The sequence below is a fragment of the Achromobacter sp. JD-1 genome (assembly GCF_038594925.1).
GTDB classification, from domain to species: Bacteria; Pseudomonadota; Gammaproteobacteria; order Burkholderiales; family Burkholderiaceae_B; genus Achromobacter; species Achromobacter spanius_C.
Genome location: NZ_JBCGCS010000007.1, coordinates 87,856 through 113,143, shown reverse-complemented (window position 1 = coordinate 113,143; position 25,288 = coordinate 87,856). Strand labels below are relative to the sequence as shown.

The 25,288-nt window shown below is 63.6% G+C and carries 27 protein-coding genes and 1 tRNA gene; 12 read left to right on the top strand and 16 right to left on the bottom strand.

Features of this window, described 5'->3' with window-relative positions; all coding sequences use genetic code 11:
- Positions 1-214: 214 nt before the first annotated feature.
- The 4 genes from WBR68_RS13180 to WBR68_RS13165 form a co-directional block, all read right to left on the bottom strand.
- Positions 215-2,194, bottom strand: a complete 1,980-nt coding sequence (locus WBR68_RS13180) for an acid phosphatase (protein ID WP_230694464.1) — start codon at positions 2,192-2,194, stop codon at positions 215-217.
- Between the two features lie 94 nt (positions 2,195-2,288).
- Positions 2,289-3,266 (bottom strand): LysR substrate-binding domain-containing protein, encoded by a 978-nt coding sequence (locus tag WBR68_RS13175; protein WP_050445710.1) that lies wholly within the window; start codon positions 3,264-3,266, stop codon positions 2,289-2,291.
- A gap of 76 nt (positions 3,267-3,342) precedes the next feature.
- The gene (locus WBR68_RS13170; protein ID WP_230694463.1) at positions 3,343-4,014 is read right to left on the bottom strand and encodes a DUF1028 domain-containing protein; all 672 of its coding nucleotides are present in this window, start codon (positions 4,012-4,014) and stop codon (positions 3,343-3,345) included.
- A gap of 21 nt (positions 4,015-4,035) precedes the next feature.
- Positions 4,036-4,449 (bottom strand): RidA family protein, encoded by a 414-nt coding sequence (locus WBR68_RS13165; RefSeq protein ID WP_127185859.1) that lies wholly within the window; start codon positions 4,447-4,449, stop codon positions 4,036-4,038.
- Between the two features lie 241 nt (positions 4,450-4,690).
- Here WBR68_RS13165 and WBR68_RS13160 point away from each other — a divergent pair, with 241 nt between their 5' ends.
- The 3 genes from WBR68_RS13160 to WBR68_RS13150 all read left to right on the top strand — a co-directional run bounded on the left by WBR68_RS13160 (position 4,691) and on the right by WBR68_RS13150 (position 7,520).
- On the top strand, positions 4,691-5,716 hold the full coding sequence (locus WBR68_RS13160; RefSeq protein WP_050445708.1) for a polyamine ABC transporter substrate-binding protein: 1,026 nt from the start codon (positions 4,691-4,693) through the stop codon (positions 5,714-5,716).
- 126 nt (positions 5,717-5,842) lie between these two features.
- Positions 5,843-6,697: an ABC transporter permease gene (locus tag WBR68_RS13155; RefSeq protein WP_230694462.1), complete on the top strand. Its 855-nt coding sequence runs from the start codon at positions 5,843-5,845 to the stop codon at positions 6,695-6,697.
- A gap of 1 nt (position 6,698) precedes the next feature.
- Positions 6,699-7,520: an ABC transporter permease gene (locus tag WBR68_RS13150; protein ID WP_230694461.1), complete on the top strand. Its 822-nt coding sequence runs from the start codon at positions 6,699-6,701 to the stop codon at positions 7,518-7,520.
- Positions 7,521-7,562: 42 nt separating this feature from the next.
- Here WBR68_RS13150 and WBR68_RS13145 read toward each other — a convergent pair whose 3' ends face one another.
- Genes WBR68_RS13145 through WBR68_RS13125 form a run of 5 tightly spaced genes read right to left on the bottom strand, consistent with a single transcriptional unit; the run spans position 7,563 to position 11,894 of the window.
- Positions 7,563-8,579, bottom strand: coding sequence for a 2-hydroxyacid dehydrogenase (locus WBR68_RS13145; protein ID WP_230694460.1), 1,017 nt, complete (start codon positions 8,577-8,579; stop codon positions 7,563-7,565).
- A 13-nt stretch (positions 8,580-8,592) separates the two neighbouring features.
- Entirely contained in the window at positions 8,593-9,051 is a 459-nt protein-coding gene (locus WBR68_RS13140; RefSeq protein WP_230694459.1) for a type II 3-dehydroquinate dehydratase, read from the bottom strand.
- A 12-nt stretch (positions 9,052-9,063) separates the two neighbouring features.
- Positions 9,064-9,720 (bottom strand): glutathione S-transferase, encoded by a 657-nt coding sequence (locus WBR68_RS13135; RefSeq protein ID WP_230694458.1) that lies wholly within the window; start codon positions 9,718-9,720, stop codon positions 9,064-9,066.
- 48 nt (positions 9,721-9,768) lie between these two features.
- Entirely contained in the window at positions 9,769-10,767 is a 999-nt protein-coding gene (locus WBR68_RS13130) for an NAD(P)H-quinone oxidoreductase (RefSeq protein ID WP_050445743.1), read from the bottom strand.
- An 8-nt stretch (positions 10,768-10,775) separates the two neighbouring features.
- Positions 10,776-11,894: an ABC transporter ATP-binding protein gene (locus WBR68_RS13125; RefSeq protein WP_050445703.1), complete on the bottom strand. Its 1,119-nt coding sequence runs from the start codon at positions 11,892-11,894 to the stop codon at positions 10,776-10,778.
- A 242-nt stretch (positions 11,895-12,136) separates the two neighbouring features.
- Here WBR68_RS13125 and WBR68_RS13120 point away from each other — a divergent pair, with 242 nt between their 5' ends.
- On the top strand, positions 12,137-13,405 hold the full coding sequence (locus tag WBR68_RS13120) for a flavin-containing monooxygenase (RefSeq protein ID WP_230694457.1): 1,269 nt from the start codon (positions 12,137-12,139) through the stop codon (positions 13,403-13,405).
- A gap of 12 nt (positions 13,406-13,417) precedes the next feature.
- Here the strand turns inward: WBR68_RS13120 and WBR68_RS13115 are convergent, their stop codons facing one another.
- From WBR68_RS13115 to WBR68_RS13105, 3 genes are read right to left on the bottom strand one after another with little or no spacing between them, the layout of a single operon-like run.
- A complete protein-coding gene (locus WBR68_RS13115; protein ID WP_230694456.1) occupies positions 13,418-14,194 on the bottom strand; it encodes an SDR family oxidoreductase in 777 nt (258 codons plus the stop codon).
- 24 nt (positions 14,195-14,218) lie between these two features.
- Positions 14,219-15,133, bottom strand: a complete 915-nt coding sequence (locus WBR68_RS13110) for a 3-keto-5-aminohexanoate cleavage protein (RefSeq protein WP_230694455.1) — start codon at positions 15,131-15,133, stop codon at positions 14,219-14,221.
- 13 nt (positions 15,134-15,146) lie between these two features.
- On the bottom strand, positions 15,147-16,361 hold the full coding sequence (locus tag WBR68_RS13105; RefSeq protein ID WP_083447285.1) for an ABC transporter substrate-binding protein: 1,215 nt from the start codon (positions 16,359-16,361) through the stop codon (positions 15,147-15,149).
- 157 nt (positions 16,362-16,518) lie between these two features.
- Here WBR68_RS13105 and WBR68_RS13100 point away from each other — a divergent pair, with 157 nt between their 5' ends.
- Positions 16,519-17,295 carry a Crp/Fnr family transcriptional regulator gene (locus WBR68_RS13100; protein ID WP_230694454.1) on the top strand — a complete coding sequence of 259 codons (777 nt, stop codon included), beginning with the start codon at positions 16,519-16,521 and terminating at the stop codon, positions 17,293-17,295.
- 15 nt (positions 17,296-17,310) lie between these two features.
- The gene (locus WBR68_RS13095) at positions 17,311-17,796 is read left to right on the top strand and encodes a hypothetical protein (RefSeq protein WP_050445699.1); all 486 of its coding nucleotides are present in this window, start codon (positions 17,311-17,313) and stop codon (positions 17,794-17,796) included.
- 7 nt (positions 17,797-17,803) lie between these two features.
- Here WBR68_RS13095 and WBR68_RS13090 read toward each other — a convergent pair whose 3' ends face one another.
- The 3 genes from WBR68_RS13090 to WBR68_RS13080 form a co-directional block, all read right to left on the bottom strand.
- Positions 17,804-18,586: a type II toxin-antitoxin system HipA family toxin gene (locus WBR68_RS13090; RefSeq protein ID WP_230694453.1), complete on the bottom strand. Its 783-nt coding sequence runs from the start codon at positions 18,584-18,586 to the stop codon at positions 17,804-17,806.
- Positions 18,587-18,695: 109 nt separating this feature from the next.
- Entirely contained in the window at positions 18,696-19,106 is a 411-nt protein-coding gene (locus tag WBR68_RS13085; protein ID WP_050445698.1) for a helix-turn-helix domain-containing protein, read from the bottom strand.
- 271 nt (positions 19,107-19,377) lie between these two features.
- Positions 19,378-19,451: transfer RNA gene (locus tag WBR68_RS13080), tRNA-Gly, on the bottom strand.
- Between the two features lie 184 nt (positions 19,452-19,635).
- Here WBR68_RS13080 and trmB point away from each other — a divergent pair.
- The 5 genes from trmB to lysM all read left to right on the top strand — a co-directional run bounded on the left by trmB (position 19,636) and on the right by lysM (position 22,760).
- Entirely contained in the window at positions 19,636-20,472 is an 837-nt protein-coding gene (trmB, locus tag WBR68_RS13075; protein WP_050445697.1) for a tRNA (guanosine(46)-N7)-methyltransferase TrmB, read from the top strand.
- Positions 20,472-21,413, top strand: coding sequence for a prolyl aminopeptidase (gene pip, locus WBR68_RS13070; protein WP_127185870.1), 942 nt, complete (start codon positions 20,472-20,474; stop codon positions 21,411-21,413). Before trmB ends, pip begins: the two co-directional genes overlap by 1 nt.
- Positions 21,414-21,424: 11 nt before the next feature.
- Positions 21,425-21,625 carry a sulfur carrier protein ThiS gene (thiS, locus tag WBR68_RS13065; protein WP_050445695.1) on the top strand — a complete coding sequence of 67 codons (201 nt, stop codon included), beginning with the start codon at positions 21,425-21,427 and terminating at the stop codon, positions 21,623-21,625.
- A gap of 327 nt (positions 21,626-21,952) precedes the next feature.
- A complete protein-coding gene (locus WBR68_RS13060) occupies positions 21,953-22,270 on the top strand; it encodes a hypothetical protein (RefSeq protein ID WP_050445694.1) in 318 nt (105 codons plus the stop codon).
- 43 nt (positions 22,271-22,313) lie between these two features.
- On the top strand, positions 22,314-22,760 hold the full coding sequence (lysM, locus tag WBR68_RS13055; RefSeq protein WP_050445693.1) for a peptidoglycan-binding protein LysM: 447 nt from the start codon (positions 22,314-22,316) through the stop codon (positions 22,758-22,760).
- A 172-nt stretch (positions 22,761-22,932) separates the two neighbouring features.
- Here the strand turns inward: lysM and ffh are convergent, their stop codons facing one another.
- Positions 22,933-24,339 carry a signal recognition particle protein gene (ffh, locus tag WBR68_RS13050; RefSeq protein WP_050445692.1) on the bottom strand — a complete coding sequence of 469 codons (1,407 nt, stop codon included), beginning with the start codon at positions 24,337-24,339 and terminating at the stop codon, positions 22,933-22,935.
- Between the two features lie 106 nt (positions 24,340-24,445).
- Between ffh and WBR68_RS13045 the strand changes: the two genes are divergently transcribed.
- Positions 24,446-25,288, top strand: coding sequence for a cytochrome C assembly family protein (locus WBR68_RS13045; protein WP_164741311.1), 843 nt, complete (start codon positions 24,446-24,448; stop codon positions 25,286-25,288).

Genomic DNA, 25,288 nt, shown 5'->3' with positions numbered 1-25,288 from the left:
GTTCTCGTTATTGGGGGTGGTCCGGTAGTTTATGGAAAAGCCCCTACGCCGAAAACCCAGAGTTTCACGCATACCCATCGCAAAGAAAAAAGGCCCCCGCCATCCCGAAGGCAGGGGCCAAGCCGGCGCGCGGGCGACAAGGTCGCCCAGCACCCCGCGACAGGCGGATTCAGCTTGCCGTCATGGCTTGTGGATTCGATGCCGCCCGCACCGCTTAGCCCGCCGAATCCAGGCGCACCTGCACGCTGTCAGCGTTGTAGACAGCGGTGGCCTTGAAGCCCTTGACCGTGATGCCGCCAAACGTGCCATGCACCTTGTTGGCGCGCAGCACCGTGATCGTTGCACCCGCCCGCGGCGTGTAACCGGAACGGAAATCAACGTTCAACTGCCCCGCCAGCGCTGCATCCGCGTGCACCGCGATCTGGCCAGCCTCATCGTCGCCGATCAGGGTTTGCAGAACGCCCGCCGAGGTCTGCGTATAGCTGCCCTGCACCTGCACTGCATCGACGGCATTCAGCGCCAAGACGCCGCCGCTGAGGTACACCGCGCCATCGCCCAACGCCTTGGCCGAGTCGGCGCGCAACGTGCCACCGGCAACCACGGTGCCGCCGGTGTAGGAGTTGGCGCCCGCCAACCCCAGGGTGCCGGTGCCGCTCTTGGTGAGCTTGCCCGCGCCCGCGATGTCATTGCGCCACACGTCCAGCGCATTGAAGCCGCCACGGCTGGCGGTCATGGTCACGTCCACGTCGCCATTGAAGGCGCCGTAGCCATCGCCCGCCGCGAACAGGTTCAAGCGGCCGAAGCCTTCGGCGTCGTCAATGACGGGATAGCCCGAGGGCAGCGCCGTGGTCTTCAACACCACGCGGCGTTGCTCGGCCGTCAGATACGGCAGGCGCGTTTCCAGCATGACCTCGGCGCCCTTGGGCACGACGGGCGGCTTGCCGGTGTCGCCAATCTGCGTGAAGGCGAACGTCAGGCGGCGACGGTACTCAGCCTTGTTCGCGGCATGATCCGCAAAGCGGTCCTGGCTGACATCCTGCGAATGCGCGAAGGCCAGGAATTGTTCCGGCGTGCTGGCGCCCACGGCGGCCATCAAGGTCTGGTGCGCCTGCGCGTAGGCGACCGAGCGCGTGCCCTCGCTGGCGGCGTAGATGTTGGCCAGCGCCGATGCCTGCCCCAGCATGCGGCCGCTGATCACGTCCAGCGGCGAATGCATGCCGGCGATGATGCGGCTTTCACCCAGTTCCAGGCCGCGCGCCAGCAATTCGTGGAAACGCTCCGGCACCAGGTAGGCCATGCCGATGGCGTTGCGCACGGATTCCGCCGTGTGCCCGCTGGGGTAGCCGCCATCGGTCGGGGGAGTCAGGCTCTTGGCGGGTTCAAGCGTGGGCACCACCTGCACGCTGGCGCTCCAGCGCCACGGGCGCGCGTACTTGAAGTAGCGCTTGCTTGGCTCGGTAGACGCATTGCCGCCCATGCTCTGTACAAAGGCGATGACGTCGCCAAAGGCCGGGTTGGCGGCACCACTTACCCCGGTGTTGTTGCCGGTGTCGTCGTACTTCACGGTGGTGGCGTCGGGCGCCACGTCGTTGATGCTGGTGGTCTGCTGGGCAGCCGTGCGCCAAAAGGGCGTCAATGGGCCCAAGCCATCGGTCACGCTGTAGTTCTTGCCGCGCCGATCATCCAGATAGGCGGCCGTGGCCTGCTCCGGCGTGCGGGCTGCGGTGGTGCGCACGACGAAGTCGATGTTCTCGTCGTGCACGGCCTTGTTCTTCACGCGGCCATCGGTGGCGTCGCCGGGTATGCCCGTCCAGTCCGACGCGATGATGCCCGGAAAGCCGTCGGCGCCCGCCGCGGTAACACCGGCATCCACCAAGCGCGTGCGCGGCTCCCAGATGTCCAGGAAGCCGCCCAGCACACGCACGCCGGCATTGGTTTCCAAGGTGGCGTAGCGCGGGTCGCCGCGCTGGTTCGTGCTGGCGAAGTCAACAAAGGCGGGCGCATCGGGCACAGGCGCGGTATCGACTCGGCCCAGCCCGGCGGGCGGCGCCGGGATGACATAGGCAACATCGTTCTGATCTGACGCGTTGTCGTCATCGCCGCCGCAGGCGGACAAGGCCAGAACAACCGCCAGGGACGTTGCGCGCAAGGCGTAGGCAGGAAGCCGCCTGCGCGAGGGTCGTGCTTGAATCATCGGGATCAACCAGACTGGTTAGAGAACGCAGCATGGTAGGTAGAGAATATTTACGCCCGATGACATCCCGCTTGCCAAACCCGCATCTTGCGCGTCATGGCGGATCGGCCGTGGCCACGCCTGAAATATAGGGATCGAAAAAACTGGCCGCGCTCATTCCCGGAATGTACTGATCCGAGATATACGCGCGGCAGCGCTGCATGAACGCTTGCGTCAGGCGCGAAGGCTTCATCGGTTTGTAGGTGGCCAGGCCCAGCAGCATGGGCCGTTGCTCGCCAGCCAGGCGCAGGCGCACCAGGCGCTTGCCGTCCAATGATTGGGTCGACTTCGGCCGCACGTTGAAGAGCGCGTAGCCGATGCCGTTGGCGACCATCGAACGCACCACGTCTTCAGAACGCGAACGCGCCACGATGTTCGGTTCCAGCCCGGCCTTGGAGAACAAGGACAGGAAATATTCGCGGCTCATGGGCAGGTCCAGCAACACCATGGGCAATTGCGCCAATTCATCCAGCGTGACGGCAATCTGCTGCGCAAGCGGGTGCAGTTCGCTGACCAGCACATGGGGCGGCATGTGCGCCAGCGTTTCAAAGCTGATCTCTTCGCCCAATTGCAGGTCGTAAGTCAGCGCCACGTCGATGTCCAGCGTATGCAGCTTGTTGATGAGCTCTTGCTGGTCGCCCTCGGCCATATGCAGCTCGACTTTTTCAAACGCGCGCGAAAAGCCGAAGATGACCTCGGGCGCGATCATGGCCGCCAGCGGCTGAAAGCAGCCCACGCGCAGCACGCCCTGGATCGCGTCCGTGGAGTTCGATGCAATCTCGTAAAGCTTGGTGGCGCGTTCCAGCAGGTCTTCGCATTCCTGCATGACCTGCATGCCCAAGGGCGTCAGCGCCAGGCCCTTGGAGGGATGCCGCACGAACAGTTGCACCCCAAGCTCGGTCTCGATGTGGGCGATGGCCGCCGAGATGGACGGCGGCGAGATATGGATCTGGGCGGATGCCGCGGCGATGCTGCCATGCTTGGCAGTCGCCACGAGGTACTCCATCTGGCGCAGGGAAATGCGATTGAGCATGGTCCAACTTGAGGGAACAGGGAATCTTGCAGAGTATCCGGTCTGCCCAAGGTGATGGACAATTTTTTCCTCAGTCTTACAGGTCGCCCGGCACGCCAAAGCTTGGCGCCTCGCGCGGGTCGCGCGCGCGCGTCACGTAGGCCGCAAGCTGGGGCTCGTAGATTTTCCAGGCGTCGTACAGCGCTTCCACCGGCCCCGCCTCTACCCAATCCAGGCGCAGGTCCACGATGGGCCAATCCAGGTCCTGATAAACCAGCAGGCCAGCCGAATGCACCGGCCCCGCTTCCCCACCCGCCGCCTGGCCAGCCAGCAGCGCCTGCATCAGACGTTCGGCCAGCGCGCCCTCTGCCCGCTCGAACGCGGCCAGCATGGCGCGCGGCACGTCGGTGCTGGCGAGCATGTTGCCGGCGCAGGCCGCATGCTCACCCGCCGCGCTGGCCAGCACGCCCAGCGCGCTGGCGCCGGTGTAGATGGCAGGCGGATGCGTGGCGTCTATCGCCATCAACTGGCGATACGCGATGAAAGGCCGTTCCTGCAAGCCATCCAGCGCTTGTTGCGGACTATGCCCGGCTGCCATCAGGTCCAGCGCCAGCGGCCCCAGCGCGGGGTCGGTGATGTTCTGGCTGACGGCAGCCCCCACGCCCGCGCGCGCACGGATGCAGCGCGAGGCCACGGCGGGCGAAGACGACGAAACGGCCGCGCCAAACTGGCCGGAGGCTGGGCAGCGGGCAATGATCGAAAAGGTCATGGTTGTTGGCCTGGGTGGGAATCAGTCGGGGATGACGGCGGTGGCGTCGATTTCGACCAGCCATTCGGGCCGCGCCAAGGCCGACACCACGATGCCGGTGGACACCGGGAATACCCCCTTGAGCCAGCGCCCCACCACGCGGTAGACGGCCTCGCGGTAGCGCGGATCAATAAGGTAAATGGTGATCTTGCAGATGTCCTCGAGTTCGCCACCCGCCTCCTTGAGCAGCATGGCGATGTTCGCCATGGCCTGCTCGGCCTGCCCGGCGGCGTCGCCGATGCACACGCTTTCAGAGGTATCCAGGTTCTGTCCGATCTGTCCCCGCAGGAAGACCGTGCTGCCCCGGGCCACCACGGCCTGGCACAGATCGTTGTCCAGGCTCTGTTCGGGATAGGTGATCTTGGTGTTGAAGGTGCGGATGCGCTTGTGTTTCATGGCTGCGTCGTGGGAGGGGTCAATGGTGGCCCCCATCTTCAAACCCGGACGGCGCCAGCGGCTATTTGTTTTTTCCTTTGCCCACTCTCGGAATTTCCGACTCAGGCACGGCATGGCCGCGCCTCAGGAAATTCGAGCCAGGCCGAAGGAAAAGGCGACTTGGCCCCCGCCAGCCCCTCTTCCATCATCTGGCTTCCAGTCGGAAGCGCTCGGCGGAACCAACATAAACAAGGGGATTTCAATGATTCGCAAACTTACGGTAGCCGGCCTGCTTGCCGGCGCGCTGCTTGGCAACGTCGCCTGGGCCCAGGACGCGCTGGTGGTCAGCACCTGGGGCGGCAGCTTCCGCGACCTGATCGACGAGAACATCGGCAAGGAATTCACCCGCCAGACCGGCGTGCCGGTCAAGTACATCACGGGCGGCACGATCGACCGGCTCAACAAGGCCAAGCTGAGCAAGACCCCGGAAAGCGACATCACCTTCACCACGTCGCACATTGGCTGGCTGTATGTGGACGGTGGCCTGTTCGAAAAGCTGGACACCGCCAAGCTGCCCAACTACGCCAACCTGGTGGACCGCGCCAAGGTCAGCCCGTATCACGTAGGCAGCTGGGCCTACGTGTACACCATCGGCTACCGCCCCGACCTGACACCCAAGAACATCAAGTTCGATAGCTGGAACGACCTGTGGAACCCCGAGCTCAAGGGCAAGCTGTCGGCGCCGGACTTCGACCCGAGCCACATCATCAACGTGTCGGCCATGCTGTCGGGCGGCGACGCCAAGTCGTGGGAAAAAGGCCAGGACAAGCTGCGTGCGCTGAAGCCGAACTTCAAGGCCTTCTACACCAACGACGCCAACAGCCAGCAACTGATCGCCACCGGCGAAACCCCGGTGCAGATTCTGTTGTCGATGAACGCCTACTACATGATCAGCCAGGGCGTGCCGATCAAGGTGGTGATGCCCAAGGAAGGCGCCGTGCTGGGCATCGACACCATGGGCATCATGAAGGGCAGCACCAAGGCGGACCTGGCCTACAAGTTCATGAACATCGCCTTGTCGCCGGAAGTGCAGTCCAAGATCGTGGCCTTCAAGAAGGCCAGCCCGGTCGTCACCAACGCCAAGGTATCGGCCGAGGACGCGGCGCTGCCCGGCGTGTTCACCACCAAGGAACAGTGGGACACGCAGGCCATCGTGATCGACGACAAGCTGCGCGCCGAGAAGACCGCGGAATGGCGCAAGTGGTTCACCGAAAACATCATGAACTGATACCGCGCCGGTAACTCCGCGCCGGTTGCACCGCGCCGGTTGCACCGCGCCCATGTCCCGGCCATGCCCATGGCGGGACACGGGCGTTTCCAGCAAGCATCAACGCATTCGGATTGACAAGCCCCTATGAATACACGTTCCAGTCTGCGCGGCTGGTTGATCTCGCCGGCCGGCCTCGTCGCGGTATGCATCTGCGTGTCGATGGCGGCGGTGCTGCAATTCAGCGTGCGCGCCTTCATTCCCGGCTCTTTGGATGTGGGCGGGCTGACGTTGGCGAATTTCTCCGGGCTGGGCAAGTCCGTCTACCTGTCCGCCTTCGCCAACACGCTGCTGCTCAGCATCGAAACCACGGTCTGCTCTTTGCTGGTGGCCTACCCGCTGGCCTACGCCATGGTGCGGGTGCGCAACCGCCTGCTGAAATCGTTCATCCTCATCGTGTCGATCACGCCACTGTTCCTGGGTGAAATCGTCCGCACGTACTCGTGGATCATCGTGCTGGGCAGCAACGGCTTCATCAACACGGTGCTGCGGAAAATTGGCCTGATCGATCTGCCGCTGAACCTGATGTTCACACACCTGGGCGTGCTGATTGCGTTGGTGCATGTGACGATACCCGTGGTGGTGCTGATGCTGGCCACCGCCATTTCGCACATCAACCGCGACTATGAAAAAGCCGCGCAAAGCCTCGGCGCCGGCCCCGTGCGCACCTTCCTGACCGTTACGCTGCCGCTGTCCATGCCGGGCATCATCGCCAGCATCACCACGTCGTTCGCGTGGACGTTCAGCGCATTTGCCACCCCACAGATGATCGGCGGCGGTCGTGTGCCGACGGTGTCGACACTGGTCTACCAACTGGGCTTTTCTTCCATGAACTTTCCCCTGGCCGCGAGCCTGAGCGTTGCGGGCCTGACGTTGACGGTCGTTTCGCTGACGCTGCTGGGCCGGGCCACCAAGCGACTCAAAGCAATGGGAGCGCACTAGCATGGCCATCAAACACACCCTGCCCTTGCCGCTGCGCATTGGCGCGCCGCTGCTGATCACCCTGATTCTGGCCTTCGTGCTGTTGCCGGTGGTGGTGGTGACCCTGGCGTCGTTCAACGACAAGGCGCTGCTGACGTTTCCGCCCGAAGCCTGGTCGCTACGCTGGTTTGAACGGGTGTTCACGTACCCGGACTTCCAGCAGGGCTTTCGCGCCAGCCTGATCGTGATGGTCTGGGCGTCGTTCCTGGCGCTGTTCATCGGCACCGCGCTGGCCATCGCCGTCAAGCGCATGGGCTTTCCCGGCAAGGACATGTTGCAGGCGATCTTGCTGTCGCCGCTGGTGATCCCACATTTCACGCTGGGCCTGGGGCTGCTGATTCTGGTGGCGCAGTTTGATATGGACCGGGGCTACGGCCTGGTCATCCTGTGCCATGTGATGCTGGTGTTGCCCTTCGTGATGCGCAGCGTGTATGTGTCCATGGAGAATATCGACGAACGCCTGGAACAGGCGGCGGCCAGCCTGGGCGCGTCGCCCTTGAAGGTGATGTTCACGGTGACCGTGCCGTTGCTGGCGCCCGGTCTCTTTGGCGGGTGGTTGTTCGCCGCCATCATGTCGTTCAGTGAATTCACCGCGTCGCTCTTCGTCACGACGCAACTGACGCAGACGCTGCCGGTGTCGATGTACAACTACGTGCGTGAATTCGCGGACCCGACCCTGGCCGCGCTGTCGGTGGTGTATATCGCCGTGACGGCCAGCCTGCTGGCGCTTGCCAACGCTTTCCTGGGCCTGGGCAAGATCCTGAATATCGAAGAGGTGGAGTAGGCGGCCGGCGGTCCGGCGGCCGGCGGTCCGGCGCCCCAGCGCTCAGTACCCGCGCGACGGGTCGATCTGGTTGGCCGGGGCATCGCCGCAAGACACGCGCGCGATGTTCTCGGCGATCTGCGCCGCCGCCGACGCAGGAATGGCGACAGACGCCAGATGCGGCGTGATCAGCACGTTGTCCATGGCCCAAAGCGGATCATCGCCGGGCAGGGGCTCGCGTTCAAAGACATCCAGGGTTGCCGCGCCGATATGCCCGCTTTGCAGCAGCGTCGTCATGGCCGCCTGGTCTACCAGCGCGCCGCGCGCCACGTTGATCAGCGCGGCCCCGCGCGGCAGCTTTTCAAGCCGTGTCCGGTTGAGCAGACCACGCGTTTGCGGCGTCAGCGGCAGCATGATCACCAGGATGTCGGCTTGAGATATCACCGTATCCAGCGCGTCCATACCCGCGTGGCACTGCACCCCCGCGATCTGGCGCGGACTGCGCGACCAGCCCAGCACAGTGAAGCCCTGGCGTTGCAGTTCATGGGCCGCATACGCGCCCAGTTCCCCCAGGCCCAGCACCGCAACCCGCGTGTCCTCTGGCGAGCGCGGGTGCCGGTACGCCCATTCCCCGCGGCGCTGCGCCTGTTCAAACCAGGGGATATCACGCGCGTGGCGCAGCGTGGCGAACAGCACGTAGCCCGCCATCATGCGGGCCATCTGCGGGTCAGTGATGCGGGTAATGGGTACGCCGGCCGGAAGATCGTTACGGCCAACCAACGAATCCACCCCCGCGCCCAGGTTGATGATCAGGCGCAGGTTGGACATGGGGTCGAAGAATCCGGCGGGTGGCTTCCAGGCCAGCGCGTAGTGGATGGCGGTGGGGTCGTCGACCTCGCTCTCGTGCAGGATGCGCAACCGTGGCATGCGCGCCTGCAATGCCTGTTTCCACGCGGTGAAATCGTCGAACTGGCTGTAGAAGACCATCGCGCCAGACGGCGCGGCGAGGCTTTCGATGTTGCTTGCCGTGTTGCTTGCCGTGTTGCTTGCCTTGTTGCTCGCGGTGTTGCTTGACGTCATCGGTATCGCCTTCTCAAGCCGGCCGCGCAATCAGGCGCGACATGGCTTCAATGGCCAGCTCGTAGCCCTCGCCGCCCAGCCCCGCGATGACGCCGTCGGCCGCTTTGGAAATGTAGGAATGATGGCGAAACGCTTCGCGCCGCCAGATGTTGCTCATGTGGACTTCGATGATGCGGCCGGGGAACGCCAGCAGGGCATCCAGGATGGGAATCGAGGAATACGTCAGGCCCGCGGCGTTGATGATGATGCCTTGCGCATCGCCGCGCGCTTCCTGGATCCAGTCGATCAACTGGCCTTCATGGTTGGATTGCACGAAATGCAATTGCAGGCTCAGGCTGGCCGCCTTCTTTTCGCAACGGTCGCGCAGCGCCGGAAAGCTCTCGGCGCCATAGGTCTTGTTGGCGTCCAGGCCGTATAGATTGGCGTTCGGGCCGTTGAGAAACCAAACGATGGCAGGAGTAGAGGAATTCATGGCGGTGCGACCTCAAGCTTCATGGGGAAGGGTTGCCTGCATGGCGGGCAGCTTGCGAAACGCCGCTTCCCATTGCGTGGCGCGCGGATGGCCGGCGCGCCAGTCCAGTTCAGGAAAACGAAAATCCAGATAGCCCAACGCGCAGCCCAGGGTGACGTCACCGATGGTGGGCGCTGGCGTCGCAAGCGTCTCGGTCTGCGGGTCGATCAGCGGGCGGACCAGCTCGCCGGCCTGCTGTTCGATCTGCTCCAGGCAGGCGCCGACCTTGACCAGTTGCGCATCGCGCCACACCGGCCATTGATATTCAGCCGGCCGGGCCGTGCGTTCATAGCGCGCCAGCAGGGCCGCGTCCAGCAGCCCATCTCCCAACGCCTGTTGCGCCAGGGCGACCCAGCGGCGCGGCCCCACGGCGGGGAACAGATCGGCGTTGCCGCCCAGGTGGGCCAGGTATTCGCAGATGACGCGGCTGTCGTACAGCGCTTGGCCATCGGCCAGGATTAGCGTCGGCACCTTGGCCAAGGGGTTATGGGCGGCGATACGGGCATCGCGCCGCACCGGGTTGGCCGCGCTGTCCAGCCATTGGATCTGATCCGCCACACCCGCCACATGCGCGCAAACCATGACTTTTCGGACGTAGGGGGACGTGGGTGCGTAGAGCAGTTGAAGCATCTAGGGTCTATTCCTTTATCGCGAACGCAAAACCAACAACGCAACGCCTCAAGGACGCAGTACGACCTTGCCGAAGACGTCGCCGCTTTCCAGTAGGCGGTGCGCCTGCGCCGCCTCGGACAGCCGCAGGCTGGCGTGCACACGCGGGGCGATGCGGCCGTCCGACACCAAGGGCAACACGTGCCGTGTGATGGCCTGCGCCATGCGCGTTTTCTCTTCGGCGCTTTGCGGCCGCAGCGTTGATGAATGCAGGCTTAATTGCTTTTGCATCAGAGCCAGCAAGTCGATGCTGACTTGCGACCCTTGCAGGAAAGACAGGCTGACGTGGCGGCCGCCAAAGGCCAGCGCCTGCAGGTTGCGCCGCACATAGTCGCCGCCCACCATGTCCAGCACCACGTCCACGCCCTGCCCCTGCGTGGCGTCCAGGCAGGCTTGCGCGAAGTCCGTGTCGCGGTAGCACACGGCCTGGGCCGCGCCCATCTCGCGCAACGTCGGCAAACGGTCCGCGCGCCCCGCCGTGGCCACCACCCGCGCGCCCGCCGCGTGCGCCATGCGGACGGCCAGCGTACCAATGCCCCCCGCCGCGCCATGGATCAACACAGTCTGGCCCATGCGCAGACGGCCAAGCTCAAACAGGTTGTGCCACACGGTGTACAGGCCTTCGGGCAGGGCCGCCGCCGCGTCATCGTCCAGGCACGCCGGCGCCACAAAGGAATGGTCGACGCGCGCCACGCACCAGGGCGCATAGCCGCCGCCCGGCAACAGGCTCATCAGTCGTTGCCCCAGCAGCGCTTCAGGCACGCCGGGGCCTGCGGCGACGACCTCGCCGCAGGCTTCCAGGCCCAGCACGTCGGTCACGCCGGCTGGCACGCGCGCGGCCCCTTGCCGTTGCATGATGTCGGGCCGGTTGACGCCGGCTGCACGCACGCGCAGTAGCACTTCGCCGGGACCCGGCACGGGCACCGGCCTTGCCGCCAGCGCCAGCACGCTGGCGTCGCCGGGTTCGCGGGCGACCACGGCCTGCATGGTGGCGGGGATGAACGTCATGGCGGGCATTACGACACGTTGAACACGCTGATGCCCTGGCCAGGCAGCGCCAGGCCGGTCACCGAGCCCACCGGCCAATGCTGCAAGGCGTCCAGCCCCGCGCTGCGCACCATCACGCGCTGGTGGCCGGCCACGGGGATATCGACGTCGATATAGGAATCAATGTGATCCCCCTGGAACACATGGTTCACGACCGTGCCGCTAAGCACGGATTCGCTATGCAGGCTCTCAAGCCGGATCTGTTCGGGCCGCACGTAGATGTCCAGGCGGCGGCCTTCGTGCGAGCCGCCCACCAGCCGGTCTCGCGCCACGCGGATCAGGCCCGCGCCCAGGCGCAGCAAGATGCCGTCCGGATCAGACCCGTGGTAGTGCGCGGGCAGTATGTTCACATCGCCCAGGAACGAGGCCACGAACGGATCTTGCGGATTGCGGTAGAGCTCGTCGGGCGTGGCGATCTGGCGGATGACGCCGCTGGACATCACCGCGATGCGGTCCGACATGGCCAGCGCCTCGCCCTGATCGTGCGTGACGAACACCGTGGTCACGCCCAGCTTGCGCTGGATCTCTCGAATTTCCACCTGCATCGAGCCGCGCAGACCCTTGTCCAGCGCCGAGAATGGCTCGTCCAGCAGCAGCACCTTGGGGCGGATCACCAAGGCGCGGGCCAGGGCCACGCGCTGCTGCTGGCCGCCGGACAGCTCGCGGGGCTTGCGTTCGCCCAACCCATCCAGCTTGACCAGCGCCATGGCCTCTGCCACGCGCTGGGCAATCTCGTCGGCCGGCATCCTTCGCATGCGCAGGCCATAGCCAATGTTGCGCGCCACCGTCATATGGGGAAACAGCGCGTAGTTCTGGAACACCATGCCAATCTGCCGCTGATAGGGCGGCAGATCCGTAACCAGTTGATCTTCGATGAAGATCTCGCCGTTGTCCGCTTGCGCGAACCCCGCGATCAGGTTCAAGAGCGTGGTCTTGCCGCAGCCTGACGGCCCCAGCAACGTCAGGAATTCACCACGCCGGATCTTCAGCGACAGCTCCTGCAAGACCGTCTGCTGACGGTACTTCTTGACCACTCCTTCCAGGCTCACCGCGCTGGACGATTTTGGGGACACGGGGCTGTTCTGCATGGCGGCTCTATCTGTTGCGCGATGCTTTGCAGAATAAGGGAAGCGGGGTCCGTCGGCCGTTTGTGGATATTGATGCGGTCCATCGGAAAAAACGAAACGAGGTCCTGGCTCGGTTCAGAGCGAGTGATTTGCTTTTTCCTAAGCCCAGCGTCCAAAAAACCAAGTTATCAAGCGCGGACATCTGGCTCACACTGCGCCGCATCGATGCACGTATGCGGTCTTGAACCTTCTTAGGAAAAGCAATGTCAGTGGAAAAAACCAATACCTTGGTGATCGGCGCCGGCCAAGCCGGCATCGCGATGAGTGAGCACCTGGGCGCGATGGGCATTGACCACATCGTGCTGGAACGCAAGCGCATCGCCGAACGCTGGCGCTCTGAACGCTGGGACTCGCTGGTGGCCAACGGCCCCGCCTGGCACGACCGCTTTCCCAGCCTGAAGTTCGACGACATCGGCGCGGACGTGTTCCCGCCCAAGGAACGCATGGCGCAGTACTTTGAAGACTACGCCAGGATGATTAATGCGCCCGTACGCACCGGCGTCGAGGTCCTGCGTGTGCAACGCAACCAGAAGCGCCCCGGCTTCACCATCACGACATCGGATGGGGTATTTGAAGCGCTGCATGTGGTGACCGCAACCGGCGCATTTCAGATTCCCAGCTATCCGGCCATCGTGCCTGAAGACGCGGGCATTCAGCAGGTGCATTCATCGGCTTACAAAAACCCCGACCAGCTTGCCGACGGCGCGGTGCTGGTGGTGGGTGCGGGCGCTTCGGGCTCGCAGATTGCCGAGGAATTGCGCCGCGCGGGACGCACCGTGTACCTGTCCGTTGGCGAACACTATCGCCCGCCCCGTTCCTACCGCGAACGCGACTACTGCTGGTGGCTGGGCGCGCTGGGCATGTGGGACGAGGTCAAGAAAAAGCCCAAGCGCGAGCACGTCGCCTTTGCGGTCAGCGGCTACGACAACGGCAAGACCATCGACTTCCGCCGTCTGGCGCATGCGGGCATTCAGTTGGTCGGCATCACGCAGCGCTTTGAGAACGGCGTGATGACGTTCCAAGAGGGCTTGGCCGAGAACGTGGCGCAAGGCGATGCGGACTACTTTGAAGTGCTGCGCGAGGCCGACGCCTATATCGAACAGAACGGCCTGGACCTGCCGGCAGAACCCGAAGCCTGGGAATTGCTGGACGACCCCGACTGCCTGACAAACCCCATCCTTAGCCTGAACCTGGCCGAGGCTGGTATCACCAGCATCGTCTGGGCAACCGGCTTCAAGGTGGATTACCGCTGGATGGAAGTGGACGTGTTCGACGACCAGGGCTATCCGGTCCACAAGCGCGGCATCACCGCTGAAAAAGGCATCTATTTTCTGGGCCTGCCGAACCAGTCGAACCGGTCGTCGTCATTTATCTGGGGTGTGTGGCACGACGCGAAATACATCGCGGACCACATCGGCATCCATCTGGACTATCTGGCGTATGAGAAGAACGGGGGAATGCCCAGGGCTTGATTCCCCCTGTGCTCAGCCCAGGTACTCCACGTTGCCACACACCGAGATGCTCTGCCCGCTGATGACCGCGCCTTCGTCGGAACACAGGTAGGCCACTTGATTGGCCACGTCTTCGGGGCGGGTCATGCGGCGTAGCGAGACTTTCTCGACCAGTTGTTCGCGCATCGCATCGTTGCTGACGCCGCCTGCCTGTGCGCGGGCGGCAATGACGCGCTCGACGCGATCGCCCGACACCACGCCCGGTAGCACGGAGTTGACGCGAATATTGGACGGCCCCAGTTCCATGGCCCACGTCTGCGTCAACCCGGCCAGGCCGAACTTGCTGGCGCTGTAAGGGCTACGCAGCGAAAAGCCCAGGCGGCCCGCCACCGACGAAATATTGATGATGGCGCCGCCACCGGCCGCCCGCAACAAGGGCACGGCGCTGCGCGCGCACAAAAAGGTGCCGGTCAGGTTCACGTCCAGCGTGTTCTGCCAGGCGTCCAGCGTGGTGTCTTCCAGCCGGCTGGTGGGGCCGGACACGCCCGCGTTGTTGATCAGCGCGTCCAGCTTGCCCCAGCGGGCGGCCAGGTCCGCGAACATGGCCATTACTTGCGCTTCGCTGGAGACGTCGGTCACGCTTACCGTCATACGCGGGTTGGCGCTGCGTGCTGCCTCGCAGGCCGCGGCGTCCACGTCGCAGATGTGCACCTCGGCGCCGGACGCCAGGAATTTCTGCGCGATGGCCAGGCCGATGCCCTGCGCGCCCGCCGTGATCAGGACGCGCTTGCCGTTCAGGGATTCAATCATGATGTCTCGTCAACGTTAAGGCGTTCAGACCGCGAACTCGGGGCGGATGCCGCTTTGCAAGGGCAAGCCCATGATCTCGCGCGCTTCCGCTGGCGTGGCCGGCTCCATGTCCATTTCGCGGATGATGCGCACGATGCGCTCGGTCAGTTGAACGTTGGTGGCCAGTTCGCCGTGCCGGTAGTACAGGTTGTCTTCCAGGCCCACACGCGCATGGCCGCCCAGCAGCAACGCGCTGATGTTGGCCTCAAGCTGCGAAGGTCCAATACCGCTGACGCAAAAAATGCTGTTCTTCGGCAGCAGGTCCACCATCATTTGCAGATGCCGGGGCGAGAACGGCATCGCGTTCTGAAAATTGCGGTGCACGTTCATGACCAGGTTGATGAAGTGCGGCCCTTCGTCCAGCCCTTCATCAATCAGCGTCGTGGCGTCTTGCAGGATGTGCGTGGGGCTGAAGACCTCCCACTCGGGCTTGATGCCGCGCGCCTTCATGCCGGCCGCCAGTTCGCGCGCCTTGCTCAGCGGCGTATTCATCAGGTATTCGCGGTCGCCAAACGCCAGGTTCAGCGTGGTGGCGTCCAGCGTGCACATTTCGGCGCCGGCATCCATGCCCTTGAGCCGTTCTTCCCACAAGATTTCCCAGGTGCCGGGCGACGTTTCCTTCACCATGTCGCCATGCACGCCGCCCCCGGTGGAGTTGTTCAGCACGATGTCGCAACGCTCGCGGATGCGTTGGTTCATGTCGCGGTAGATGGCGGGATCGCACGTGGCCTGGTCGTCGGGCCGGCGCGCGTGCAGTGCCACCACGCTGGCGCCCGCGTTGTAGCAGCGGTAGACGTCCTCGGCGATTTCAGCGGGTTGGGTCGGCAGATGCGGGTTCTGGGCCTTGAATGCCATGCCCCCGGTCGGGGCGATGGTTACGATGACTTTACGTTTGGCCATGGGGGTCTCCGGTTCACTTCCACAGCGCGCAGCGGCTTTCGGCTTTCTTGGTGAAGGCCTCGTTACCGTCAATGGTCTGCAGCACCTTGAAGTAGTCCCAAGCCTCTTTGGATTCGTCCGGCGTCTTCACTTGCAACAGGTACATGTCGTGGACCACTCGGCCATCCGGACGCACCACGCCATCCTTGATGTACATGTCATTCAACTTGTTCTCGCGCAGGTATGCCAACACGCGGTCACCGTCGTCCGTGCCCAAGGCCTTGACCGCGCGCAAGTATTGCAGCGCCGCGGAATAGTCGGCCGCCTGCAGCGACGACGGCATGGCGTTGCGGCGTTCAAAGAACTTCTGGCTCCAGGCGCGGGTCGCATCCGATGCGTTCCAGTACCAGCTATCGGTCAGGTACAGGCCCTGCGTGGCGGGCAAGCCCATGGCGTGGATGTCGTTGATGAACATGATCATGCCCGCCAGCTTCATCGTCTTGGTCACGCCGAATTCGTTGGCGGCCTTGATCGCGTTGGTGGCGTCGGCACCGGCATTCGCCAAGGCAAGAATCTCTGCCTTGCTGGCTTGCGCCTGCAACAGGAACGACGAGAAATCGTTGGCCGACAAGGGATGCTTGACCGATCCCACGACCTTGCCGCCGCCCGCCTCGACCACCTTCGTCGTGTCCGCTTGCAGCGCGTGGCCGAAGGCGTAATCGGCCGTCAGGAAATACCAGCTTTTACCCCCCGCCTTGACCACCGCCGCCCCCGTGCCACGCGCCAGCGCGACCGTGTCGTAGGCATAGTTCAAGGTGTAGGGCGTGCACTGTTCATTGGTCAGCGTGGGTGCGCCCGCGCCCACCACGATGATGGGTTTCTTCTTGTCGGCCGCCACCTTGGACATGGCCAGCGCGGTGCTGGAATTGGTGCCGCCGATCAACATGTCCAGCCCGCGCTGGTCCAGCCATTCACGCGCCTTGGCCGATGCGATGTCTGCCTTGTTCTGGTGGTCCGCCGTCAACAGTTCGATCTTCTTGCCGTTGATCTCGCCGCCCATTTCCTCGATGGCCATCTTGATGGCTTCCGCCCCGCCCGGGCCGTCGGGGCCGGAGTACACGCCGGACAGGTCGGTGATGAACCCGATTCGGATGACATCGTCCGAAATCTGCGCGTGGGCGGCGCTGGCGCCTAGCAGCGATACGGCGGCAGCGCAGGCGAGCGCGCTGCCGGACTTGATGCGTGGCATTGACAACATACCTGTCTCCTCTTATGTTTTTTGGCTCTTGATGCCTCAAGTATTCTGGGACGCCCCCCTTGCGCGTACAGTCATCATGGTGACAAAGCGGCCTAGGGTTTACCTGTGCGCCTTCCCCCCTTTCGCCCTGTTGTTGAACGGAGAAACCATGCGTGGACCGCCCGCCAGCCAAGGCAGCCCGACAGCCGTACCCAAGCGCAAGCCGGCCGCATGCCCGGTGGACAGGATGTTGAGCGTTGTGCCCTGGTACAACGGCATGCCCGAACTAGAGCGCAACCTGGTCCGCTCGGAACTGCGCACGGTGTCGCTGGCCACCGGCGAATACCTGTTTCGCGCGGGGTCTAAATCTTTGGGCTGGTATGGCGTGGTCGAAGGCCTGGTGAAATGGACCTCGCCCGGTGCGGACGGCAAGTCCCTGTCGCTGGCCGGCTTCAGCATCGGCAGTTGGTTTGGCGAAGCCACCATGCTGCGCCGCGAACGCTTTGAATATGAGGTGATTGCGCTACGGCCCAGCCGCATCGTCATCCTGCCGCGCGACACTTGCGAACGCCTGTGGAACCACAACATCGAATTCACCAAGGCGTTGACGATGCACCTGGCGCAGCGGGTCAACTGGCTGATGGCCAGCTACACCGGCAACGTGCTGCTGGACGTGGACACCACTGTGGCCCGCGCCGTGGCCGCACAATTCGATGCCGAACGCCATTCGGACACGCAAGGCCGATTGAAAATATCCCAGGAAGAAATCGCCAGCTTGTGCGGCGTGTCGCGCCAGCGATGCAACGCCGCGCTGACCCGGCTGGCGCGCGCGGGGGTGTTACGGACGCACTATGGCGGCATGACGATTCTGGATAAGGACGCGCTGTATCAACGGGCGTTGATTGATGATGATTCGGGCGATTCGCCGAGTATGATGCGCCGCTGACCGATTGGAGATGCATTGACATTCGACGACCACAAGGGCAAAAGCTTGCGCCGGAAGCTTGGGCTGCGCGTTGCTTTGCTGCTCTTGCCCGTGCTCTGCCTCTTGCTGGGTTGGGCAGGCTGGACGATCCTGAAATCGCCCTACGAACCCAAGGGCGCGACCTCCACCGCCTCGGCATTCATTCAGGATATCCACCAGGAAAACTGGCAACGCGCCCATGACCTGACATTCAAGAACGGCTACACCGGGCGCAACCTGGATGAACTGCGCCGCGTCGCCGCCCGCCAATTCTGCGGGCGTGTGTCCGTGCTGAAATCCTGGCATCCCCCACAAACCCATGGCAACCGGCTGCGCCGCTGGCTAAACGGCGTGGCCGTGGATCAAGACCAGGTGTGGGTGGAATTCGATGACGCGGCGACGGGATGCATGATGACGTTCGAGATGCGGCTTGGCAAAGACAGCCAGTGGAAGGTCTTCAATTTCCAGAGCCATGCGGGGTGATGGCTCGTTAAGCAAATGCGGAATCGAAATCCACTAAATCGGTGCTCTGCATTCCTAAGCCCTTGGCAACCAAGCGCCAGCTATCGACGGCTTGCGCGACTTCTGCCCAAATAGCCACCGCTTCCTCCGTCTCCAATCTGAAGTAAGGCGCCCCTTCCATCAGCACGTCCCGGCTGTCAATGGGTCCGGAGTCTTCGGTTAGCCATGTCTTGCTCTCGCGACGGTCTCCAGGCATCGGATTCAGGTCAAATGCTGGCGACAAACGCCATCCATGGTTGCGCGCGTCATACAGAAACCCGGTATTGCGCAAATGGTCGTCCGTGTTGCAGATCAGAAAGTTGAAGACCAGCCGGCGCCACAACTGATGGATATCGGCAATCGGATTGGCGCCGTCCTGCAACAGGACGTCCACCAATTCCGTATATGCCTGAGCCGTGTCGCGGCCATCAGACTGCAGCATCGTCGCGGCCGACACGTAGGGTATACGGCCGCCATCAGCGGCGCGGTCGAACCGCCGAATGATGGCGACTGCCGTTTCATTGATCAGCTCCACGCGCGCCGCAGCCGCGCTGATGCCCGCCTTGGCCGCAAGCTGCATAGCGAGCACCTCGCCGCGAATCACGTCGCGCTTGTCCGCCTGGCTGGGAAATTTTCCCAGGGCCAGACGGCCATCGGTATCTCGAACGGTCGACTTGGGCCGGGCCCCGCCCAACGAGGTGCCTTGCCCAAGCAGATATTGCAGGTCCTGCGCGCTCTCAGTGCCGGCCTCTAACGCGCGGGCCGCTTGCACGACCTTGCCCAACTCCACCAACGGCGGTACGTGCCAATGCGTTCCACCCGAGCGCAAATAGACCCTAGATGTACCTCCAGATCCTGACGCCGCGATGCCTTGGTAGCCATCAGAAGCCCTCCAATTCATCGGTGTCATCCACTGCGCCCCCTTTGGCGGCAGCAGAACGCGCAGCGCGCGCGTTGCCCTGAGAGGTTCGGACCCGTTGGGGCAGTTGTTCCCGCACCAGTTCCATGCCCAGGGAGTCATTTTCGGTAGCCATCACCTTCACCATCTCGTCAAGACGGCCAAGCACGTGCAAAGCACGTAGGAAGGTATTCAAGGCGGTGCCGGGATAGCCATCTTCCATGCGCCTCACGGTACTCAGTGATGTACCAATACGCTGCGCCAAGTCTTCCTGGCTCAAGCGGCGCACACGGCGCGCCGTGGAGATGTCTTGCCCAAGGCGGTGCAACGCGCGGTCTACCGGCCGTGGCATGGCCACGCGTGGGCCCAGCGTCTTTTGCTCGGAAGATGGCATACGTGCACCTGCTCAGATATGGACAAAAATAGCCATTAGGCATTCATATTTGAGCATACAGGCAGTTCATGAGCAATCGAATAAATAGAAATAAAGGTTCATATATGAGCCGTTAAATCACTATTCAATTCATATCTGAATAATAGTACCCACGAACAATCATGCCCAATGACCCGCTGGCCAAGTATGGGCCAAAAGGTACTTGATGGAAAAGGTGCGGACAGCGCCAGCCGGGGCCACTCAAAAGCAGCGGAGAAATCTAAAAGGGTTTTGGAGCGGGTGAAGGGAATCGAACCCTCGTATGAAGCTTGGGAAGCTGCCGTTCTACCATTGAACTACACCCGCTCGGGTGTCGTGCCACGGCGCTTGGCCGGGGCAGAGCCGGGGATTATAGCGCGGGTTTTTCAGATTCCACGGGCGATTTTTGCGTGCCTTTTCGGCGGTATGGACCTTCGGAACTAAATGCGTCCCCAATTTAGTCCATCCAGCCGACTCCGCCCCGCCGCACCTGCCACTACAATTCGAGGCTATGAAACCCAACAACCCCGCGAACCCCTCCGCGGACACCCCCGCGACGCCTTCCGTGAACACCTCCGACACCCCCGCCGATTCCTCCGCTTCGGCGCCTGCCACCGCCCCCGTTTCCTCCGAAACCCAGGCGGCATTGGCCAGCACGGCCCACGCGCCGAACAGCCCTGGCGCCACGCACATCCGCAGCTTCGTGCATCGCCGTGGCCATATCACCCAGGGCCAGTTGGCCGCGCTGGAACGTCTGATGGGCGAATGGTCCATTCCGTACACGCCCCGCCGCCTGGATCCCGCCGCCGCGTTTGGCCGTCAAGCGCCGACGGTGCTGGAGATTGGCTTCGGCATGGGCGAGACCACCGAGAAGATCGCGCTGGCGCGCCCGGACGACAATTTCCTGGGCGTGGAAGTGTTCAATGCCGGCGTCGGTTCGCTGCTGCGCCGCATTGAAGATTCCAAGATCACGAACCTGCGCATCATTCAGCATGACGCCGTGGAAGTCGTGCGCGACATGATCGCGCCGGACTCGCTGGCCGGCGTGCACGTGTACTTTCCGGATCCGTGGCCCAAGAAGCGCCACCACAAGCGCCGCCTGCTGCAGCCGGCGTTCGTGTCGCTGTTGGCCAGCCGCATCGCGCCGGGTGGCTATATCCACTGCGCCACCGACTGGGAAGACTACGCCGTACAAATGCTGGAAGTGCTTGGCGGCGAACCGCTGCTGGCCAATACGGCGGACGGCTACGCGCCCCGCCCCGATTACCGCCCCCTGACCAAATTCGAGACACGCGGCCTGCGCCTGGGCCACGGCGTCTGGGACCTGATCTTCAAGCGAGTCGCCTAATGCTCTATCCGCCGATCGAACCCTACCGCCACGGCATGTTGGATACCGGAGACGGCCACCAGATCTATTGGGAAATGTCGGGCAATCCGAACGGCAAGCCCGCTGTGTTCCTGCATGGTGGGCCGGGCAGCGGTTGTTCGCCCGTGCATCGCCAACTGTTCGATCCGCAGCGCTACAACGTGCTGCTGTTCGATCAACGCGGTTGCGGCCGGTCCAAGCCGCACGCCAGCCTGGACAACAACACGACCTGGCATCTGGTGTCCGACATCGAGCGGCTGCGCACCGAGATCATGGGCGTGGAAAAGTGGCTGGTGTTCGGCGGTTCGTGGGGCTCGACCCTGGCGCTGGCTTATGCGGAAACGCATCCGTCTCGCGCCAGCGAACTGGTCGTGCGCGGCATCTTCGGCCTGCGGCGCGCGGAGATCCAATGGTTCTACCAGGAAGGCGCGTCGTGGCTGTTTCCGGACCGTTGGGAAGAATACCTGGCGCCCATTCCGGAAGCCGAGCGCGGCGACCTGGTGGCGGCGTATCACAAGCGTCTGACGGGCAATGACCCGGCCGAGCAACTGCGCGCTGCCAAGGCCTGGAGCAAGTGGGAAGACAGCACCATCACCTTGCTGCCCAGCCCGCGCCACCAGCAAAGCCACGCCGCCGATCGCGCCGCGCTGGCGTTTGCGCGCATCGAAAACCATTACTTCGTGAACGCGGGTTTCATGGAAGAAGGCCAGTTGATTCGCGACGCGCACAAGCTGCGCGGCATTCCGGGCACCATCGTGCAAGGCCGCTACGACGTCTGCACGCCGGCCCGCACGGCCTGGGACCTGCATCGCGCGTGGCCGGAAGCGGATTTTCATCTGGTGCCCGACGCGGGCCATGCCTTTGATGAACCCGGCACGCTGGCGCGCCTGCTCGCCGCCACCGACGCTTACGCAAAACAGTGAGGACACCGGACATGCACATCACCCTGAATGGCGACGCGCGCGAATTTCCCTTGGACACCACCGTGATTGAACTGCTGCAAACGCTGGGCTATGCCGGCAAGCGCGTCGCGGTGGAACGTAATGGCGAGATCGTGCCCAAGAGCCAGCACGAACAGACCACGCTGGCCGACGGCGACCAGATTGAAATCGTGGTGGCGGTGGGCGGCGGCTGAAAGCCCTTATCCACCGCTCCCGCGGCGCGAACCGGCGCCGCAACCCGCAAAGGCCGCTGTCAGTTCAGCGGCCTTTTGCGTGGGTGATCACAGAGAAGCGGACCGCGCATGGCATCCCGCGCCCGATGCGGTTTGCGCTTGCCGCCCGACACGCACTGCAAAGTGGCGAGCATTGTTGCGTAGTCTGCCAAGCGGCTAGCAACCTGTTACACCATACCCTCTCGTCTCGCGGCGATTACGCGAGTAATAATCGTTGCTGCTGGCGTTGTAGGTTGTCGTGTTGTTGTTCTGGCGTTGCACATCGCCCCATTGGGGCAAGGAGGCATCATGAACACCGCGGTCATCATCAATCTTCTCATCCAGCTCGTTGCTGGCGCAGCGGGCGGTAATGGACTGGGAAAAATGCTCCAGCAGTTCAATTTGGGTCCCTTGGGCAACACCATCGCGGGCGCCATCGGCGGCTTGGCCGGCGGTTCGTGGCTGGCGCCCATGATCACCGCCGGGGCGGGCGCCGCCACGGCGGCCAACACGGGGATGGATCTTTCAGCGATAGCGGGCAGTGTGGTGGGCGGCGGTGTGGGTGGTGCCGTGCTGACCTTGATTGCCGGCATCGTACGCAAGATGTTCGTGGGCCGCGCGCCCTGATGGCAATTCGTTTTTTCACCGCAACATAGATAAAGGAAACACGATGGGTCTGCTCAATTTCATCAAGGACGTAGGCGAAAAGCTCTTCGGCGCCAGCGAGGCCAAAGCCGCGACAGCGGACGAGTTGAAGAAAGAGCTGGATAAGCACGGCCTGAACGCGGATGGCCTGCAAATCTCGGTGGATGGCGACAAGGTCACGGTGGCTGGCGAGGCGCTCAGCACGGAAGACGCCGAGAAGATTTCGCTGGCGCTAGGCAACACCGTGGGCGTGGCGGCGGTGGACAACCAGTTGAAGGTGAAGCAGGCCACGCCTGAAGCCAAGATGTACACGGTGCAAAAGGGCGACAACCTGTGGAAGATTGCCGAAGCGCAGTACGGCAAGGGCCAGGGCGCGAAGAACACGGTGATTTTCGAAGCCAACAAGCCGATGCTGACGAGCCCGGACAAGATCTACCCGGGCCAGGTGCTGCGCATTCCGCCGCTGCCGTAAGCGGTCACTGAACTCGACAAGCCGGAGAACACCCATGCGTTTTCCGGGTTGTGTCGCGGCACGGCTCCCCCTGCCTGCCGCGATTGCTTGGCCAGACGCAATGTCTGGCCATTTTTTTAACTAGCCCCCTCGGGGGGCAGGAAGCGCACGCAGTGCGCGCACCGTGGGGGCCTTACTTCATTCCAAAACGGCCCAAACCCTTCATGCCGCCCATGGCGCGCATCATCTTTGCCATGCCGCCCTTCTTCATCTGCTTCATCATCCCCTGCATCTGCTCGAACTGAGCCAGCAGGCGGTTGACCTCTTGGACCGGCACGCCGGAACCCGTGGCGATACGGCGCTTGCGAGACGCCTTGATCAATTCAGGCTTGGCGCGTTCGGCGGCCGTCATGGAATTCAGGATGCCTTCCGTGCGGCGCAATTGCTTTTCGGCCTGGCCGCCTTGCAACTGACCCGCGGCCTGCTGGAACTGGGCCGGCAGCTTTTCAAGCAGCGAACCCATGTCGCCCAGCTTTTTCACCTGGCCCAGCTGTTCGCGGAAATCGTTCAGGTCGAACTTGTTGCCCGACTTGATCTTGGCCGCCAGCTTTTGCGCATCGGCGATGTCGATGTTCTTCTGCGCCTGCTCGACCAGCGACACGATGTCGCCCATGCCCAGCACCCGTTGCGCCATGCGGTCGGGGTAGAAAGGTTCCAGGCCGTCCAGTTTTTCGGACACGCCGACAAATTTCAGCGGTTTGCCAGTCACGTGGCGCACCGACAGGGCCGCGCCGCCACGGGCGTCGCCGTCCAGCTTGGTCAGCACCACCCCGGTCAGGGGCAGCGCGTCCGCGAAGGCGCGCGCAGTGTTGACCGCGTCCTGGCCCTGCATGGCGTCCACCACGAACAACGTTTCCACCGGCTTGACCAGATCATGCAGCGCGCGGATTTCGCGCATCATGGCTTCGTCGATGCCCAGACGGCCGGCCGTGTCCAGGATCAGCACGTCGTAATGGTGACGGCGCGCATGGTCCACCGCGCCGCGCGCGATGTCTTCGGGTTTCTGGCTGGGGTCGGACGGCAGGAAGTCCACCCCCACCTGCGCGGCCACGCTTTTCAGCTGGTCGATAGCGGCGGGGCGATACACGTCGGCGGACACCACCAGCACTTTCTTCTTGCCGGTCTTGCGGCCGTGCTGCGTGTGCTGCCCTTCGGACAGCCAGCGCGCCAGCTTGCCGGTGGTGGTGGTTTTACCGGCGCCTTGCAGGCCGGCCATCAGGATGACGGCGGGCGGCTGCACGGCCAGCGACAGTTCGTTGGAATCGGCGCCCAGGTCGCCGCCCATCAGGGCGGTCAGTTCCTTGTGGACCACGCCCACCAGGGCCTGGCCCGGGCTGAGGCTGGCCGCCACTTCTTCACCCAGCGCTTTTTCCTTCACGCGGGCGACAAATTCACGCACGACGGGCAGCGCCACGTCGGCTTCCAGCAGCGCCATGCGCACTTCGCGCAGCATCTCCTGGGTGTTGGCCTCGGTCAGGCGGGCTTCACCGCGCAGCGTCTTGACGACACGCGAAAGGCGTTGAGTTAGGTTATCGAGCATGAGAGGCGTTTCCGCTTAAACTAGTTGATTGAACGGTGGCCGCAGGCGCGGATTCTGCGCTTTCGGGTGGCACGCACCCCAAGGCCCCATCCAGACAACGGTTTTTATGTCACTAGGCATTGTATTTCACACAGCGGCTGCCTTGGCGTACGCAGTGCTAGGGGGGTCGCTCTGGGTCCGCCTGGCCGGCGCCGGGGAAGTGGAGCGGACGGGCAGAATTGGCCGTCTGTGCCTGCTGGGGGCCTTGGTCCTGCATGGAATCGGGCTGCAACAATCCATGCTGGGCGCCCAGCACCTGTTCATTGGGTGGGCACTGGCCCTGTCCGCGGCCATCTGGTTGGGCATGGTGGTGTTCTGGCTGGAAAGCCTGCTGGTGCGCATCGACGGCTTGCAATTGCTGCTGTTGCCCGCCGCCGCCATCGCCAGCGCCCTGGCCGCCGTGTTTCCCCAAGGGCAATTCGTGCCCCACGCCGATAGCGCCTGGCTGCGCGTGCACCTGCTGATCGCCCTGGCCGCCTATGGCCTGATCACCATCGCCGCCCTGCACGCCATGATGATGGCTTTGCTTGACCGCCATCTGCACCGCCCGCTTGACGCCCCCGCCGAACGCAGCATCATTGGCCGCGTGCTGGACTCCCAGCCGCCGCTGCTGGTGCAGGAGCAACTGCTGTTCCGTATTATCTGGATCGGTTTCATCGTGCTGACCCTCGCGGTGGGCTCGGGGTCGGTGGCGTCAATGAAGCTGACGGGCATGATCCTGCCGTTTGACCACAAGACCGTCTTCACCCTGCTGTCCTGGCTGACGTTCGGCGTGCTGCTTGCCGGCCGCCATGTGTGGGGCTGGCGCGGGCGCGTTGCGCTGCGCTGGACGTTGACGGGGTTTGGTTTCCTGATTCTGGCGTATACCGGCAGCCGGTTCGTGCTGGAAATGATTCTGCATCGAGGCTGA

Bases quoted from the DNA above. Each gene is read 5' to 3' on its own strand.
- WBR68_RS13045 (WP_164741311.1), top strand. From the start codon at position 24,446: ATGTCACTAGGCATTGTATTTCACACAGCGGCTGCCTTGGCGTACGCA.
- WBR68_RS13125 (WP_050445703.1), bottom strand. From the start codon at position 11,894: ATGCAGAACAGCCCCGTGTCCCCAAAATCGTCCAGCGCGGTGAGCCTG.
- WBR68_RS13145 (WP_230694460.1), bottom strand. From the start codon at position 8,579: ATGACGTCAAGCAACACCGCGAGCAACAAGGCAAGCAACACGGCAAGC.
- ffh (WP_050445692.1), bottom strand. From the start codon at position 24,339: ATGCTCGATAACCTAACTCAACGCCTTTCGCGTGTCGTCAAGACGCTG.
- trmB (WP_050445697.1), top strand. From the start codon at position 19,636: ATGAAACCCAACAACCCCGCGAACCCCTCCGCGGACACCCCCGCGACG.
- WBR68_RS13105 (WP_083447285.1), bottom strand. From the start codon at position 16,361: ATGCCACGCATCAAGTCCGGCAGCGCGCTCGCCTGCGCTGCCGCCGTA.
- WBR68_RS13175 (WP_050445710.1), bottom strand. From the start codon at position 3,266: ATGCTCAATCGCATTTCCCTGCGCCAGATGGAGTACCTCGTGGCGACT.
- WBR68_RS13165 (WP_127185859.1), bottom strand. From the start codon at position 4,449: ATGAAACACAAGCGCATCCGCACCTTCAACACCAAGATCACCTATCCC.
- thiS (WP_050445695.1), top strand. From the start codon at position 21,425: ATGCACATCACCCTGAATGGCGACGCGCGCGAATTTCCCTTGGACACC.
- WBR68_RS13140 (WP_230694459.1), bottom strand. From the start codon at position 9,051: ATGAATTCCTCTACTCCTGCCATCGTTTGGTTTCTCAACGGCCCGAAC.
- WBR68_RS13115 (WP_230694456.1), bottom strand. From the start codon at position 14,194: ATGATTGAATCCCTGAACGGCAAGCGCGTCCTGATCACGGCGGGCGCG.
- WBR68_RS13155 (WP_230694462.1), top strand. From the start codon at position 5,843: ATGAATACACGTTCCAGTCTGCGCGGCTGGTTGATCTCGCCGGCCGGC.
- WBR68_RS13120 (WP_230694457.1), top strand. From the start codon at position 12,137: ATGTCAGTGGAAAAAACCAATACCTTGGTGATCGGCGCCGGCCAAGCC.
- WBR68_RS13110 (WP_230694455.1), bottom strand. From the start codon at position 15,133: ATGGCCAAACGTAAAGTCATCGTAACCATCGCCCCGACCGGGGGCATG.
- lysM (WP_050445693.1), top strand. From the start codon at position 22,314: ATGGGTCTGCTCAATTTCATCAAGGACGTAGGCGAAAAGCTCTTCGGC.
- WBR68_RS13180 (WP_230694464.1), bottom strand. From the start codon at position 2,194: ATGATTCAAGCACGACCCTCGCGCAGGCGGCTTCCTGCCTACGCCTTG.
- WBR68_RS13100 (WP_230694454.1), top strand. From the start codon at position 16,519: ATGCGTGGACCGCCCGCCAGCCAAGGCAGCCCGACAGCCGTACCCAAG.
- WBR68_RS13160 (WP_050445708.1), top strand. From the start codon at position 4,691: ATGATTCGCAAACTTACGGTAGCCGGCCTGCTTGCCGGCGCGCTGCTT.
- WBR68_RS13150 (WP_230694461.1), top strand. From the start codon at position 6,699: ATGGCCATCAAACACACCCTGCCCTTGCCGCTGCGCATTGGCGCGCCG.
- pip (WP_127185870.1), top strand. From the start codon at position 20,472: ATGCTCTATCCGCCGATCGAACCCTACCGCCACGGCATGTTGGATACC.
- WBR68_RS13060 (WP_050445694.1), top strand. From the start codon at position 21,953: ATGAACACCGCGGTCATCATCAATCTTCTCATCCAGCTCGTTGCTGGC.
- WBR68_RS13130 (WP_050445743.1), bottom strand. From the start codon at position 10,767: ATGACGTTCATCCCCGCCACCATGCAGGCCGTGGTCGCCCGCGAACCC.
- WBR68_RS13085 (WP_050445698.1), bottom strand. From the start codon at position 19,106: ATGCCATCTTCCGAGCAAAAGACGCTGGGCCCACGCGTGGCCATGCCA.
- WBR68_RS13170 (WP_230694463.1), bottom strand. From the start codon at position 4,014: ATGACCTTTTCGATCATTGCCCGCTGCCCAGCCTCCGGCCAGTTTGGC.
- WBR68_RS13135 (WP_230694458.1), bottom strand. From the start codon at position 9,720: ATGCTTCAACTGCTCTACGCACCCACGTCCCCCTACGTCCGAAAAGTC.